This is a genomic window from Streptomyces sp. MUM 203J (assembly GCF_022414595.1).
GTDB lineage: Bacteria > Actinomycetota > Actinomycetes > Streptomycetales > Streptomycetaceae > Streptomyces.
The window spans coordinates 1-15,031 of sequence record NZ_JADWYO010000055.1; the positions used below are offsets into that span (position 1 = coordinate 1).

Annotated in this window: 12 protein-coding genes; 10 read left to right on the forward strand and 2 right to left on the reverse strand. The window is 73.7% G+C overall.

Annotated elements, in window-relative coordinates; genetic code table 11:
* Both I3F58_RS23005 and I3F58_RS23010 read left to right on the forward strand, forming a co-directional pair.
* Positions 1 to 1,264 (forward strand): PQQ-binding-like beta-propeller repeat protein (locus I3F58_RS23005; protein ID WP_240110569.1); only part of this gene is annotated, 1,264 nt, incomplete at its 5' end.
* 178 nt (positions 1,265 to 1,442) lie between these two features.
* Positions 1,443 to 1,970 (forward strand): hypothetical protein, encoded by a 528-nt coding sequence (locus I3F58_RS23010; protein WP_240110570.1) that lies wholly within the window; start codon positions 1,443 to 1,445, stop codon positions 1,968 to 1,970.
* Between the two features lie 131 nt (positions 1,971 to 2,101).
* Here the strand turns inward: I3F58_RS23010 and I3F58_RS23015 are convergent, their stop codons facing one another.
* Both I3F58_RS23015 and I3F58_RS23020 read right to left on the reverse strand, forming a co-directional pair.
* Positions 2,102 to 2,335, reverse strand: a complete 234-nt coding sequence (locus I3F58_RS23015; RefSeq protein ID WP_240110571.1) for a hypothetical protein — start codon at positions 2,333 to 2,335, stop codon at positions 2,102 to 2,104.
* 219 nt (positions 2,336 to 2,554) lie between these two features.
* Positions 2,555 to 5,551: a BTAD domain-containing putative transcriptional regulator gene (locus tag I3F58_RS23020; RefSeq protein ID WP_240110572.1), complete on the reverse strand. Its 2,997-nt coding sequence runs from the start codon at positions 5,549 to 5,551 to the stop codon at positions 2,555 to 2,557.
* Positions 5,552 to 5,699: 148 nt separating this feature from the next.
* Here I3F58_RS23020 and I3F58_RS23025 point away from each other — a divergent pair, with 148 nt between their 5' ends.
* The 8 genes from I3F58_RS23025 (at position 5,700) to I3F58_RS23055 (ending at position 14,837) form a co-directional block, all read left to right on the forward strand.
* The gene (locus tag I3F58_RS23025) at positions 5,700 to 6,293 is read left to right on the forward strand and encodes a pentapeptide repeat-containing protein (RefSeq protein ID WP_240110573.1); all 594 of its coding nucleotides are present in this window, start codon (positions 5,700 to 5,702) and stop codon (positions 6,291 to 6,293) included.
* A gap of 133 nt (positions 6,294 to 6,426) precedes the next feature.
* A complete protein-coding gene (locus I3F58_RS23030; protein WP_240110574.1) occupies positions 6,427 to 7,629 on the forward strand; it encodes a hypothetical protein in 1,203 nt (400 codons plus the stop codon).
* Positions 7,630 to 7,647: 18 nt separating this feature from the next.
* Positions 7,648 to 8,586 carry a threonine/serine dehydratase gene (locus tag I3F58_RS23035; protein WP_240110575.1) on the forward strand — a complete coding sequence of 313 codons (939 nt, stop codon included), beginning with the start codon at positions 7,648 to 7,650 and terminating at the stop codon, positions 8,584 to 8,586.
* A gap of 181 nt (positions 8,587 to 8,767) precedes the next feature.
* Positions 8,768 to 9,139: a hypothetical protein gene (locus I3F58_RS23040; RefSeq protein WP_240110576.1), complete on the forward strand. Its 372-nt coding sequence runs from the start codon at positions 8,768 to 8,770 to the stop codon at positions 9,137 to 9,139.
* 92 nt (positions 9,140 to 9,231) lie between these two features.
* Complete coding sequence (locus I3F58_RS23045) at positions 9,232 to 9,972, forward strand: hypothetical protein (RefSeq protein WP_240110577.1); 741 nt, start codon at positions 9,232 to 9,234, stop codon at positions 9,970 to 9,972.
* 175 nt (positions 9,973 to 10,147) lie between these two features.
* A complete protein-coding gene (locus tag I3F58_RS23050) occupies positions 10,148 to 10,561 on the forward strand; it encodes a PaaI family thioesterase (RefSeq protein ID WP_240110578.1) in 414 nt (137 codons plus the stop codon).
* Positions 10,562 to 11,194: 633 nt separating this feature from the next.
* On the forward strand, positions 11,195 to 11,326 hold the full coding sequence (locus I3F58_RS29465; protein ID WP_275678840.1) for a hypothetical protein: 132 nt from the start codon (positions 11,195 to 11,197) through the stop codon (positions 11,324 to 11,326).
* Between the two features lie 97 nt (positions 11,327 to 11,423).
* A complete protein-coding gene (locus I3F58_RS23055) occupies positions 11,424 to 14,837 on the forward strand; it encodes an AAA family ATPase (protein ID WP_240110579.1) in 3,414 nt (1,137 codons plus the stop codon).
* The last annotated feature ends 194 nt before the right edge of the window (positions 14,838 to 15,031 follow it).

Sequence of the window (15,031 nt, forward strand, 5' to 3'; positions counted from 1 at the left end):
GGTCAGCGCGGACCTGCCGCCGCCCACCGGCCGCCCCCTGCCGGGCACCGGGCACGCCCCGGCCGTCCCCGGCCAGTCCACCGGCGCCGACGGCGGGCCCACGGCCGCCGTGCCGCACGCGCCGTGGCGCCCCTGGCGGTTCCGCATGTCGAACGACGTGTGGGGCACGCCCGTGGTGGACGGCGACCTGCTGTACGTCACCTCGTTCGAGGTGCACGCGCTGGACGTGGCGACGGGGCGGCGCCAGTTCAAGACACGGGACGTGGCCTGGTCCATGGCGGTGGCGTCGGGCCGGATCCACGCCACCGACGGGCCGACGCTCTACGCACTGGACGCGCGGGACGCGGGCGAACTGTGGCGGGTGCGGACGGACACCTGGGCGTACTCGCTGAGAGTGGACCGGGGCACGGTCGTGACGGGTACGCGCGGTGGCGGCGTCCAGGCGTGGGAGGCGTCGAACGGCGCCCCGCTGTGGGAGCTGAACGGCGCGCAGACGGACTTCGAGACCCCGGAGGCGGGGCCGGTCGTGCACGGCGACACCGTGTACGTGTGGCAGGACGCCAGGCTGAGGGCGCTGGAGGCCCGTACGGGCACCGAGCGCTGGTCGTACCCGGTCGGTGACGCGGCGTCCTGCGGGGGCGTGCCGGTGCGGATCGCGGCGGCTCCGGCGGAGGACGGCCACGTGTATGTGGCGGCCGGGACACGCGTGCTGTCGGTGGACGTCCTTTCGGGGCGTGTGCGCTGGCACTTCGAGGCGCCCGCGGTGTTCCTGTCGCCGCCGGTCTTCGTGCCGGGGCCGGCGGTCACGGGCGGCGGGGTGTACCTGACGGACTACCTCGGGACGGTGTACGCGCTGGACGCGACGACCGGCCAGGACCGGTGGCGTATCGCGACCGAGTCCCGCCAGTCGGTGGAGCCGGTGCTGGTCGCGGGCGGCGACATCCATGTGGCGAGCGGCAGCGCGCTGTACACGCTGGACGCGGTGACCGGCACACCGAAGTGGCGGTTCGCGGCGGGCGGCGAGATCGTGGGCGCGCCCGTGGTGGCCGACGGGCGGCTGCACTTCGGCTCCGCCGACCATGTCCTGTACACCCTGGACGCTGCGGGCGGCCAGCTGCGCTGGAAACTCACGACGGGCGGCGAGATCACGGGCTCTCCCGTGGTACGCGGGGGCGTTGTGTACGCGTGCAGCAAGGACCGCTGTGTGTACGCGCTGGACGCGGTGAAGGGTACGGCGACGGGGCGGGGTGCCGCGGCGCGCTGAGACGGGGCCGCCCGACGCGGAGGGGCCGCGGAGCCGCGGCCCCTGACCTGTCCGGCGCCTGAGGACGGGGCTGTCCGGGTGCCCGGCGCTGTTAGGGTGACGTGCACGCGCCAAGTGTGCGGCGCATTTTTCCACGTTCGACGGGGGTCGAAACATGAAAACTCGTCATGTCCGGGCTGTGGCCGTATTCGGGATCGTGCTGATCGCCCTGACCGGCGCGCGGGGCAGTGGCGGCGGCAGCTGCAGCGGTTCCTCCCACGGGTCCGGAGGCGGCTCCGACCACGGGTCGTCGGGCAACCACGGCTCGGACGGCGGCGGCGTCGGCAAGTCCGACACGGACGACGGCACGTCGAGCGCCTCCGGCGGTTCCGGCTCCGGCGGGGGAGTGGTCCCCGGCGGCAGCAGCAACGCGGCCCTGCGGGACATCAGGATCGACGAGTGCAAGATGGACCCGGCGTCCAAGAAGCTCGTCGCGCGGCTGACCGTCACCAACGACGGAGCGCTGGACTACGCGTACGACTTCACGGTCCGGTTCCAGGGCGCGGCCGGCGAGAGCGTCACCCGCGCGGTGGCCCGGGTCGACGACCTGGCGGTCGAGGGCGGTGCCACGCGTACCGCGGAGGCGAGCACGGCGTACCCGGGAACGGGTGACGGCTCCGAGTACAAGCGCTGCACGGTCGCGAAGGCGTCCCGCACCCTCACCTGACCACGCCCCTCCGGCACCGCACCGGGCCCGCACCCCATCCTGGGCGTGCGGGCCCGGCGCGTCCCACGGCAACGGCCGCGACGGCTCCCCCTCCGCGCCGCCGCGGCCGTGCGTCCCCCGTGGGGTGGTCGTCAGTCCTGGGGCGGGGCGGGCATGTGGTGGTCCATCAGCTTGATGCCCGAGTCGAGGGCGGCGTCCAGTTCGGGATCGAGGTCGACGCCGGCCTGCGGGAGGACAGCCTCATGGTCATCCGTGACGGTGATCTCGGCGCCGACACCGGCGGAGGCGGACCCGTCCTGGGGCGGGGCGGGCATGTGGTGGTCCAACGTGGTGATGTCCGAATGCTTCTGCTCGTCACTGCGCATGTTGCTGTCCCCCCATGGTTCGCGGGATAGGGCTGAAGACGGCCTTCGGCCCGGCAACTCCCCCGAGGGTCGCCGGACGGAAGGCCCGGTGGTAGTCCGCCCGTCTCCCCCCGACGTCGACGGACCGTGTGCTTAGAGCATTCCTGATGAGCATAAACATTCGATGAACGCCCATGTCCGGCCGCTTGCGGGTCGCTTGTCCGCCCCGCAGGACCGCACTCAGGCGGCCCCGCTCAGCGGCGCGTCCAGCAACTCCCGGACCTCCCGGGCCTCGGGCGCGTCTGATTGCTCGTGGAGCAGCAGTGCCTCGCGCCAGCATGCCCGCGCCCGATCGCGTTGGCCGAGCCGGTCGAGGGCCTTGCCGAGGACGGTCAGTACACCGGCACGGGTGCGGTCGCCGCCGATGCAGCCGATCGAGAGGGCCTGTTCGGCGTGCTGGGCCGAACGGGCGGGCTGGTGTGCGGCGAGATGGGCCTGGGCGATGCGGAAGCGGGCGGTGCCTTCCCAGAGCCGCTGCCGATTGGTTTCGAACTGCTCAAGTGCCTTGCGCAGTTGCTCCAGAGCCTCAGCGTGACGGTTCATCTGGATGAGGGCGACACCCAGTGCGTAACGGGCGTTGGCGAGGCGCAGGGTGTGCCCGATGCGCTCATATATGGCGATGCCCTCCTCGGCCAGGGTGATGCCCTGCGTGGTACGCCCCAGCGCCACACGGATGCGCGACAGGTTGCACAGAGCGCTCGCCTCGACGGGCAGATTGCGATCGGCGCGGGCCGCCTCCATGGCCTGGCCCAGTAGCTCCTCGGCCTCCGTGTGACGGCCCTGGACGGCCGCGATGATCCCCCGGTCGTTGTACGACCAGTAGACCGGCGCCGGGTCGTGCGCGGCCCCCGCCAGCCGGGCGGCCTGCCGGGCCTCCTCGTCGGCGGCCTCGTAACGGCCCGCCACCAGGTGGACGTTGGTGAGGACGGTCCGGGCGCGGCCCTCGGCACGGTGGTCGCCCGACTGCGCCGAGGCCGTCAGCACGCCCCGTGCGACCGACTCGTACGTCTTCGAGTTCGCCCCGGACTCCGCGAGGTCCTGCGCCGCCCACAGCAGGTCCACCGCGTGCCGCAGCCGGGCGCCGGCGGATGCCTGCCGCGCGCAGGCGAGGAGGCAGTCGGCCTCCGCGTACAGCCAGTCCTGCGCGGCGTGCCGGTCCGCGAAGCGGAGCCCCGCCCCCGCCCCCGTCGCCTCCAGGTGGTCCACCAGGCGGTCGCCCGGCCGCTCGATGGCGTAGACACGCGCCGCCGTCGCCAGGTAGAAGTCCAGCAGCCGCGACATCGCCGCGTCCCGGGCCTCCGGCGACTCGTCGCGTTCCGCGCACGCACGCGCGTAGAGCCGTACGAGATCGTGGAACCGGTACCGCCCCGGCGCCGCCGACTCCAGCAGGGACGTGTCCACCAGCACCTCCAGGAGGTCCTCCGCCCCCTGGACCGGCAGGTCCAGCGCCGCCGCCGCCGCGGCCAGCGAGACGTCCGGCCCGTCCGCCAGCCCCAGCAGCCGGAACGCGCGGGCCTGCGTGGGCTCCAGCTGCCCGTACCCCAGCTCGAACGTGGCCTCCACGGCCAGGTCCCCCGCCTGGAGTTCGTCCAGCCGCCGCCGCTCGTCCGCCAGTTTCGCCGCCAGGACGGACACCGTCCAGGTGCGCCGTGCCGCCAGCCGGGACGCCGCGATCCGGATCGCCAGCGGCAGGAAGCCGCACGCCGCGACCACGTCCAGTGCCGCCTCCCGCTCCGCCGACACCCGCTCGGCGCCCACGATCCGGGTGAACAGCCGCAGCGCCTCCTCCGGCGCCATCACGTCCAGGTCCACCAGATGCGCCCCCGCCAGGTCCACCATCCGGATCCGGCTGGTCACCAGCGCCGCGCACCCCTCCGTACCGGGCAGCAGCGGACGCACCTGCGCCGCGTCGCGCGCGTTGTCCAGCAGTACCAGGACCCGCCGCCCCGCCAGCACCGACCGGTACAGCGCGGCCCGTTCGTCCAGCGTCTCCGGGATCCGCTCGTCCGGTGTGCCCAGCGCCCGCAGGAACGCGCCCAGCACCGTCTCCGGCTCCGCCGCCCGCGCCCCCGCGCCCATCAGGTCCACGTACAACTGCCCGTCCGGGAAGCGCGGCCGGACCAGGTGCGCCACATGCACGGCCAGCGTCGTCTTGCCGACGCCGCCGATCCCGGCCAGCGCCGACACCGCCATGACCGAACCCTCGGCCGTGGCCAGCAGCTCCCCCAGCTCCCGTACGAACGCGTCCCGCCCCGTGAAGTCCGGCACGGTCGCCGGGAGCTGCGCGGGCCGCGCCGCCACCGCCGCACGGGACGCGGGCTCCTCCACCGGCTGCGCCAGCTCCGCGTCCGCCCGCAGGATCCGCTCCTGGAGCCGGGAAAGCTCCGGGCACGGATCCACACCCAGTTCGTCGGCCAGCAGCCGCCGCGTGTCCGCGTACACGGCGAGCGCCTCGGCCTGCCGCCCGCCCCGGTACAGCGCCAGCATCAGCAGCTCCCGGAGCCGCTCCCGCAGCGGATGCGCGGCCGTCAGCGCGGTCAGCTCGGACACGGCCTCCGCGTGGTGCCCGCACTCCAGGTCGAGATCCAGCCGCGTCTCCGTCAACTGCAGGCGCCACTCCTCCAGCCGGGCCCGCTGCGACTCCGCGTACGGACCGGGGACGTTCGCCAGCGGCTCCCCGTCCCACAGGCCCAGCGCCTCGTCGACGAGCTCCCGCGCCCGGGCCCGGTCCCCGCCCGCCCGGGTCTTCTCGGCCTCGGCGGCCCGCTCCTGCGCCACGTTCAGGTCCAGGGTGTCGGCCCGCCCGCGCAGCGCGTACCCGCCGGACTCGCTGACCAGCACGCCCGGCGGGAGGACCTTCCGGAGCCGTGAGGCGTACGTCCGTACGGCGGCGAGCGCCTGCGACGGCGGTTCGTGGCCCCAGATCGCGTCGATCAGCTCGGCGGCGGTGGCGGTCCGACCGTCCCGCAGCAGCAACGCGGCCAGCAGGGCCCGCTGCTGGGGCGACCCGGACGCGAGCGCCTCGCCCCCGGCCCATACCCGCACGGGCCCGAGCACGGAGAACCGCAGCCCGCCGGGGCCGTCGCCCTCGCCCACGACAGCGTCCGCACCGCCCTGCGCCCGCGGCTGCCCCGCAGCACGCTGCCCCGGCACTCGCGGCCCGCCGTCACGGCCCATAGCTCCCCCTGCCCCTCCCGCTGGTATCGCCGCTGACAGTGTGCCTTGCGGAAGGCAACCCGTCAGTAGGGGGATGACGCTCCGCACAAGCTCGTGACACGACGGAGGCTCAGGGCGGTTGTCAGTGGCAGGCGCTTCAATCGGCCACATGACCAGCACACACGACCAGGTGTTCCGAGGCGAGGACTGGTACGCCCGGGAGCTCGGCTCCGGGGACAGCCACACGGGCTGCACGTTCTACGACGTGGACTGGACGGAGGGCCTCAGCGAGGGAGCGTCCTTCGACGGCTGCACGTTCGCGGGCGTGCGCTTCAACGCCTCGCGGCACGCGGCCACCGCCTTCACGAACTGCGTGTTCCGCGGGTGCGTGTTCTTCGACTCCCGGTTCACCGGCTGCAAGACCGTGGGCAGCCGCTTCCAGGACTGCACGTTCCAGCTGCTGGCGGTGGACGGCGGCGACGGGTCGTTCACCGGCCTGGCGGGCGCGGACCTGAGCAAGGCCGGGTTCGAGGGTGTACGGCTCCGTGAGGCGGACCTGTCGCGCGCCGTTCTGGAGGGCGCCGTACTCACGGGCTGCGACCTGTCGGGAGCACTGCTGCGCGGCGCCCGCCTGCACCGCGCCGACCTGCGGGGCAGCGACCTGTCGTCGCTGGACCCGCGGGAGGTGGAGCCGGGGGGCGCCCGCATCGACCTGTCGCAGGCGGCGACGCTGGTCACGGCCCTGGGCTTCCAGGTGACCTGAACGCCCGCCCGCATGCGGCGCCGGTCCGCCCGTCGTACGGTCGAGAGGACGCGCGCGAAACTCCACGGAACCGACCCGGAACCGCCCCGGCTGCCGCACCGCCCCGGCGTCCGGCCCGGAGGAGGTGCGCAGCATGGCCACCGCGACAGGCCGGTCACCCGGCGGCAAGCCCGGCCGAGGACTCGGCAAAGCCGCCGACCGGGAGGCCGGCCGGAACACCGGCCCGGGGCCTGCCCGCGGAAGCGGCCAGGAGGCCGGGCCGGACACCGGACGGGAACCCGGCCGGGCCGTCGGCAGGCGCGTTCCCGGGGAAGCCGGGCGGGAGTCCGGCCGGGGTACCGGCGGGATCCCCGGCCGGGAGGACGGCCGGGACACCGGCACGGTGATCAAACGGGAGCCCGGGCGCAAGACGGGCCGGAAGACCGGCCGGGACGCCCGGGAGGAGTCCGGCCACCGGCCGCGCCGGCAAACCCCCGCCGGTCCCGCCGTCACCCCCGCCGATGCCGCCACCGGCGGCCGCACCCCACTCGACCCCCTCTTCACCGCCCTCGACGCCTCCGCTTTCACCGGCCGGCACATGGCCCGGTTGGCCGTCGGGACGCTCGCCGCCGTGCGCGTGCCGGGGTTCCTGGACGGGGCGGCTTGCCGGGCGGTGACCGAGGCGCTGGGGGCGCTGCCCACCGCTCCGTACGACCCGGCGCGCGTGCCGACGCCGGTGGTCCGCTTCGGGCCCGCGCTCAACGACTACCGGCTGCCCGGAGCGGCCACCGCGCGACTGGACGGCGAGCGGTACTGGCCCGACGCGCAGACCGCACGCGAGGAGTGGCGGGAGTGGAGCCGCGCCTCCGCCCTCCGGCGCGAAGACCCCGTCGCGTACGCCCTCGACCGTCTCGGCGCGGCCTGGGGCACGCCGGTGGCGCCCGCCACTGTCCACGGCCGCGCGGCCTTCGGCGGCACGCTCCGAGAGATCAACGCCGGGCTGCTCATGCACTACGACGACATCAACCGCGAGTTCCCGGACGGCCTGTTCGACCAGGAGATCCTGGCCCAGCTCGCCTTCAACCTGTACGTGAGTGTCGCGCCGGGCGGCGCCACCACGGTGTGGCGGCACCGCTGGGACCCCGCCGACGAGCGGCACCGCGAGGCGTACGGCTACCGCCACGCCGCCGTCGCGGGCCGCCAGCGCGTCGACCTGCCCCCGCACCTCGGGGACGCGCTCCTCTTCGACCCGGCCCACTTCCACGCCGTGGCCCGGAACACGGGCGAGGGCCGCAGGATCGCCTTCGCCTTCTTCCTGGGCCTGACGACCGGAGGCTCCCTGGTCGTCTGGTCCTGAGCGCGTATCGTCGTCGGCATGATCCACCTCAGCTACGAGGACGTGACCGCCGCCGCCGGGCGGGTCGCCGGGCGGGTCCGCCCGCTGGCCGTGGCGCCGATGGACGGCCCGGTGTGGTTCGGGCTGGAGATGCTCCAGTTCACGGGCACCTTCAAGGCGCGGGGCGCCGTCAACTTCGTACGGGCCCACCAGGAGGCGGGCACCCTGCCGGAGGCGGGCGTCACGATCGCGTCGGGCGGCAACGCCGGGCTCGCCTGCGCGTGGGCGGCCCAGCGGCAGGGCGTGCGGGCCACCGTGTTCCTGCCCGCGAACGCCCCCGCCGTGAAGGTCGCCCGGCTGCGGGCCTTCGACGCGGACGTGCGGCTGGTCGGCAGCGAGTACGCCGAGGCGCTGGACGCCTGCCGCGCGTTCGCGGGCGAGTCCGGGGCGCTCGCCTCGCACGCGTACGACCATCCGCTCATCGCCGCGGGCGCGGGCACCCTCATGGAGGAGCTGCACACGTGGCTCCCCGAGCTGGACACGGTCGTCGTGGCCGTGGGCGGCGGCGGGCTGTTCGCCGGGGTCGCCACGTCCGCCCACCACCACGGCGTACGGGTCGTCGCGGCCGAGCCGGAGAACTGCCGCGCCCTGAACGCGGCCCTCGACGCGGGCGAGGTCGTCGACGTGCCCGTCCAGTCGGTCGCCGCCGACTCCCTGGGCGCCCGCAGGGTGACGCCCATGGCCCTGTACGCGGCGCAGAAGTACGACGTCCGCTCCGTCCTCGTCCCCGACTCCGCCGTCGTCCGGGCCCGGCAGGAACTGTGGGACGAGCACCGCCTGGCCGTGGAGCACGCCGCGGGAACGGCCCTGGCGGGCCTGCGCGCGTACGGCCCGGCGGAGGGCGAGCGGGTGGCGGTGGTGCTGTGCGGTGCGAACACGGACCCCGGGGACCTGGCCCGGAACCCGTCCGGCGCGTGAGGCTCCGGCTGGACGGGGCTTGAGGGCGGGCGCCGTCCAGGGGGTGCGGCGGAGCGGCACGCCGCCGTTCCGGATGCGCATCGGGCCGGGCGGCGGGGCGCGGCCGTGCACGGGGGGCCGGGACGGACGTCCGGGGCGCTAGGGTGGGCGCCCCCGCAGGTGCGGGCCCCGAAGGGAGACCATGGGAGTGCGCGGCGGAGTGGTGATGCGCTGGCTGGCGCTTGTCGCCGTCTCCGTGCTCACACTCGGCCACGGCTTCGCCGGGGCGGCCACCCACCTGCCCGGTCATCCCGATGGCGCGCTGGCGATGGTGGCCGCGTCCTTCTCCACGCCGCAGACCGACGGCGTCGACAGCCATGACGACAGTCATGACGGGACGGCCTGCGAGATGGTCTCCGGCGGCGGTCCCCGCTTCTGGTATCCGGCCGCAGGCGGCTTCGCCGTGCTGCCGGGTGACCTGCGTCCTGCCCTCCGGGTGCTGTGCGGCGCCGCCGTGCCTTCGCGGTCTCCGCCCAGCCCGTCCCTCGCCGTTCTGTCCCTCTGGCGGATCTAGAAGCCGTGCCGCGTGCCGCTGCCACCGCGCAGCAGCACGCACACGTCAGGCTTCTCGATCCATTCCGGACAGAAAATATGGGACGGTCATATATGGGGACCAGGAGAAACAGCGAGACACGGGTCCTGGCGGATGTGGGCGCGGGCCGTGTCGTCGCGGCGTTCGCCTCGCTGGGGGCCGCCGCGATCCATGTCGCGTCGGCTGCGGACCACTATGCCGAGTGGTGGCTCGCCGGGGTGTTCTTCTACGCGGTCGGTGCCTTCCAGGCCGGCTGGGCGATGGCGGCCCTGTGGGCATCCGGCCGCGGTGTCATGCTGCTCGGTCTGCTCGCCAACGCCGGTGTCATCGCGATGTGGGCGGTCAGCCGGACCACGGGGATCCCGGTGGGTCCCGGCGCGGGAGTGCCCGAGGAGATCACCCGGGTCGGAGTCACCGCCGTGGCCTTCGAGCTGGTCATCTGCCTGGTGGCGGTGTGGCGGCTGTGGCGGCGCGCCTCGCGTGGTTTCGCCTCCTCGCTGCAGGCGGTGCTGCTGGTCGGCGCCGCGGGGGCGGCGGTGACGGGCATGACGCTGCCCGCCGTCGAGGGCGCGATGAGCCACAGTCACAGCCACGGCACGGCGGAGGAATCCGCTCCGCACGATGACGACGGCCACCATGACGGTGAGGGCGCCGGCGGCGGTGAGAGCCACGAGCCGCAGGAGCCCCACCCCGGCTCGGACGGCGCGGAGGGTGCCGAATCCTCTCCTGCTCCCTCCGCGCAGGAACCGGACACGCCGAAGACGTCGACGGAACCCGCAGGCGACGGGCACGACGACGAACCGCACGGCCACTGACCGTGAGGCCATGGGTGCGGGGGCGGGCCGTCCCGCCCCCGCACCCGCAGAGACCTCCGGCCGGTGTCCGCGCAGGGCGGGCAGCGGCCTGCGGCCCCGTGCCGTGCGGCGCCCGGCCCCGGGGCGGGGCTTCGTGCCGGTTTCGGGAAGGGACGGGGCGGGGGAGAAGCCCCGCATGGCCCTCACCCTCGCTGCCGCCGACAAGATCCTCTCCGACAACTTCGCCCCCTGGGTCCTCGCCCTCGGCCTCACCGTCGAAGAGGCCGGCGACCGCCACGCCGTCCTCCGCCTCCCCTGGGCGGGTGAACTGGCACGGGAGGGCGGCGGCATCTCCGGCCAGGCCCTGATGGCCGCCGCCGACACGGCGACGGTCATCGCCGTCTCCTCCGCCCGTGGCGGCTTCGTCCCGATGACCACCGTCCAGCAGTCCACGTCCTTCCAGCGTGCGGTCGTCGGCGCCGACGTCCTCCTGGACGCCCGCATCACCAAGCTCGGCAAGCGCATGGCCTTCACGGACATCACGATGACGGCCGAGGGCGAAACGGACCCGGCGGCCCGGGCCTCCACGGTGTACGCGCTGCTGGGGTAGTTCCCGCACATCGAGGGAAGGCCAGGCACGGCTCCCCTGGCGGGCCCCGCGGGCATCCCCGGGCGAACAGCGCGTCCGTGACCGGCCGACATGGCCCACTGTCCCTTCACAGCCAGTGCCGGGACGCCGTCTGGGGGCGACAACGGCCACGCTGCACGCGTCGGCCGCACTCGGCGCAGCGGCTGCGGACCGGCTGACGGTCACGCAGGCGAACGGCCCGGCCAGGCCGTGTCCGGTGCGCGGGCCATCGTCTCGACCCCGGACCTCCCGGCCGCACGCTCACCCACGTACTGCCCGGACTGTGCCGTATCGCCCGGGAGAGCGCCTTCCCGGCAGCGGCGTGGATCCGGGACCACTGCAGCAGCGGGTCCGGACAGGGGCTGCGGAACACGGTCGACGACGCGGAAGAGGAACCGGGAGGTCGCGGCGCTCGCCCTCTTCGGCCACGCGCGCCGCGTCGGAGTCGCCGGCACCGAGACGCACCTCCGCTACGGCGACCAAGCGGTCCGCCGTGTCCCGGCTGTGCCGGCGCGGGGCGCATCCGGGAGGCGCGCAGGTCTCCGACGCGCATCGATCCGTCCCGCATGCGGCCGCCCTGTTCCAACAGGTGCGCAAGCCGGGGGCGCGCGCGTGATGTCCCCTCCCCCATCCTTCCGCCTGCTCTCCACCGAGTTCCTGGTGCTGACGGCCGGCCCTGCCGTCCCGTTCGGCTGCGCCTGGCAGCAGGCGGAGCCCGGTGCCCTCGTGCACGGTTTCTTCTACTGACTGTTCGTCACCACCCGCTCTCTGATAGTTGTTTCAGCGGGGTACGGCACAGCACAGCCCCGTGGCGGTGTCCCTTCGGCGCCGCAGGGAGGACCACATGAGCACCACCACTCGGGACGAGATCCTCGCCGTCGAGCAGAAGGCGGTGGACCACGCGTACCACTGCTACGCCGCACGGCTGGCCGAGATGACCGGAACATCGGCGGCCACGGCGAGCGCGAGCGGCAAGGACGGCATCGCCAACCGGGCCGCAGTGGAGACGGCCGCCGCCGCGTACGGGGGGCTCGGCAACGAGGCCCTGGTCTTCGCCCGCGTCGACGCGCCGGAGGAGTCCGGCATGGAGTCCCGCCCCTGGTACATCGGACGCAGAGGAGTTCGGGACGCCTCGAACGAGCCGGTGGTCCTGCTGTGGACCAGCCCCTTGGCGAAGAAGTGGACGGAGGCCCGGCCCGGGAACCCGGGCGAGGTGGTTCTGCGGCGCCGACTGCGTTGCGTACAGCGAGTGGTTGAGGACTACTTCGACGAGATCGCCCCGCAGGCGTCCGACCACGCCCCGCCGGTGAGCGGGCCTGCTCCCGTCCCGGAGCCGCGGCAGGCCGCCGACGGCAGCCGCGAGGAGTCGCCGGACGAAGTCCCCACCCCGGCAGCGGCGGGACACCACGCGCCGATCCCGACCCCGGGCGACGTCGTCCGACGCCGACGGCGGAAGCCGCTCCAGCCGGACGACTTCCTGCTGCGCGAGCTCCAGCGCTCACGCAGCGGCCGGATGCGGGACATCGTCGAGACCATTCGGCGCGACCAGATGGACCTGGTCACCGGCTCTCCCTCGGACATCCTCGTCGTCCAGGGCGGCCCCGGTACAGGCAAGTCCGCGGTCGGTCTCCACCGCGTGACCTGGCTCGTCGACAACGAGCACTTCAAGGCTCAGGACATCCTCGTCATCGGCCCCCACCAGCGGTTCCTCGACTACGTCGGCGAGGTCCTCCCCACTCTCGGCACCCGGGACGTCAACGCCGTCCAACTGAACCGCCTGTGGGAGGGCGAGACCCTCCGCACCGACTCCCCGCAGGGCCGCCTTGTGAAGTCGGACGAACGCATGGCGGCCGTCCTGCGGCGTCGCGTCGAGTACGACTATCGCCCCGAAGCCGTGGACGATCTCACCGCCGCCCCCGCGTTCGAGGGGGACGAGCCCGCGATCGTCGTGACCGTGGGGAGCGTGACCCTGCGCATACCGAGGTCCGAGGTCCTCGCACTCCTCGGCCAGGCGCACGAGGGCGACGCTCCGTACCGGCGGCGCCGCGAACGCTTCCGGGGCCTGCTCGTCGACCGTCTCCTCCGGGAGCTGGCCGACATCGCGCCCCGGCGCGGACAGGCCGGCACGATCCGCCGCGACCTGGAACGCAACCGCCGCGTCGAGCGTCTCGTCGAACGCGTCTGGCCGTCACCGGGTCCTCGGGAGGCCCTGCGCAGCCTCTACGACTCGCCCGAGCTTCTTCGCGTCTGCGCCGACGGCCTGCTCGACGAGGACGAGCAGGCGGCCCTGCTGCGGGCCCGCGCCGCCAGCGCCGACGCCGACCCCTGGACTCTCGACGACCAGGTCTGCCTCGAAGAGCTCCAGGTGCTCATCACCGGGGACATGCCGAGGCGCTACGGGCACATCGTGGTCGACGAGGCTCAGGACCTCACGCCCATGCAGGCCCGTTCCCTGCGGCGGCGCTGTGCGGTCAACGGCTCCATGACCGTCCTGGGTGACCTGGCGCAGGCGACCGGTCCCCACCTCCCGACGAGCTGGGACCGCACCGGCATGCTCCTGTCCGACCACGGCGACTGGCGCGTGGCCGAGCTCGACACCAGCTATCGCGTTCCCGCCGAGATCATGGAGTTCGTCGCCCCGCTCGCGAAGGCAGTCGCGCCGGCTCTGCCCTACCCGCAGGCGGTGCGGCAGGCGGGTGCGAAGGCCGTGCGGACGCTGGCGACCGAGCCCTGGAAGCTGCTCGACGACACCGTCGACCAGGTGAAGCGCCTGGTCGGCACCAGCGACGGCAACACGCTCCGTTCCGTCGCCGTCATCGTCCCCGACGACTCGGACTGGCTGGACGTGATCAGCCGCAGGATCGACGAGGGCGGCGACATCGGTGAGCAGAACCGAGAGGCCGTGTCCGTTCTGGCCGCCGCCCAGGCCAAGGGCATGGAGTACGACCACGTGCTGGTCGTCGAGCCCGCCACCATCGCGGACCGGGGTCCCGCCGGCCTGCGGCAGCTCTACGTGGCCCTGACCCGCAGCACCCAGAGTCTGACCGTGCTGCACACCGCCCCGCTCCCGGGCGCGCTCACCGGCTCCGGGGGCGGCGGGGAGCCGGAGACGTCCGGTGCCCGGTCGGAGGGAGCGGCGGAACGGCTTCCCCTTCCCCGGATCGGCACCGACATCAGGGTCGAGGTCGTGGACCAGGCGCCCGGCGGTCGCTACAGGGTCAGGCCGCTGTCCCCCGTGACCGACCGGCCACTGGTTCTCACCGTCCGCCACGGATCGGCTGCCCCGCGCCGGGGCGAGGTACTGGACTGCTGGGTCTTCGCCAACGAGACGAGCCAGACGGTGCTCACCGCCGACTCGCGCGGCCGGTCGCCCGTCTCGGAGCGGATGGCGAGCCGCTATGCCATGGCACTGAACGTGCTCGGTGAGCTGATCGAGCGCGACGGCGACGTCCCCGATGCCCGTAGCCGTCTCTCCGAGCTCCAGGGCATGGCCAACCGGATCCTCCGACGGGACCAGGCCGACTGGGTCGATGTGCTCCATCTGTTCGGGGACCCGGGCAGGGACAGACTGAGCGCTCTGCGCGACCTCGCCGCGACCACGAACCGCACGCTCAAGCACGGCACCTTCGACGCGGGCCGCCTCAAGGAGGATCTGGCGGCCTCCGGCTGGGCAGCGCCCCTGGCCGAAGCCGGACATGCGCTCCACGCCCGCTTCGTCACCGGTGCGGAGCCGGAGGCCGACGACGCGGCCCGTGTCGCTCCGTACCAACCCGAACAGAAGGAAGACATGCAGATGCCCACTGCGGAAACGACCTCCACCGCGCCGTCGCCGGTGAAGCGGGAAGGCTTCCTTCGCGCACTGGAAGAGGCCGCGACCGCCGACCGTCTGTGCAAGAAGCACGAGGCGGTCCGCCATGCGCTGAAGTCGTCCCTCCTCTGGGCGGACCTCCAGCCGGCCGACTCGTCGGTCATCGACGTCAGCTGCGTCACCGAGCGCGGCCTCTTCCTCTACGAGGCCCTGGGAGCCGACCGCTCGGCCTACGCGGACCTCCGCGCAGGCGCCACACGGCTGCTCGAAATCAACCACACGCTGCCCACCCCGGCCGACGGCCTCTACCTCGTCCTCTCCGCACCGCCCACCGAGGAGTGGGCCGCGGGCACGATCCGCGACATCTTCCATGTCGACGTCATCTGGCGCACCCTGGCGGGCTGGGGCGGTGAGGGCACGGACATCGCGCTGGGCTCCGCCCCCGAGTGACCCGGTCCGCCGGGCAGCGGTCCCGCAACCGGAGACCGAACCCCGTGAAAACAAGCACGGGAAATTTTTAAACCAGGCAAATCGGGCGAGGCTACGGTTCCCGCATATCGAACACTCGTCGTGCCGTCTCTTGATTCGCTTATTGAAGCGTCAACCGATCTTTCATTCCTTGCCAACTGCCCGTTTCGTCCCGC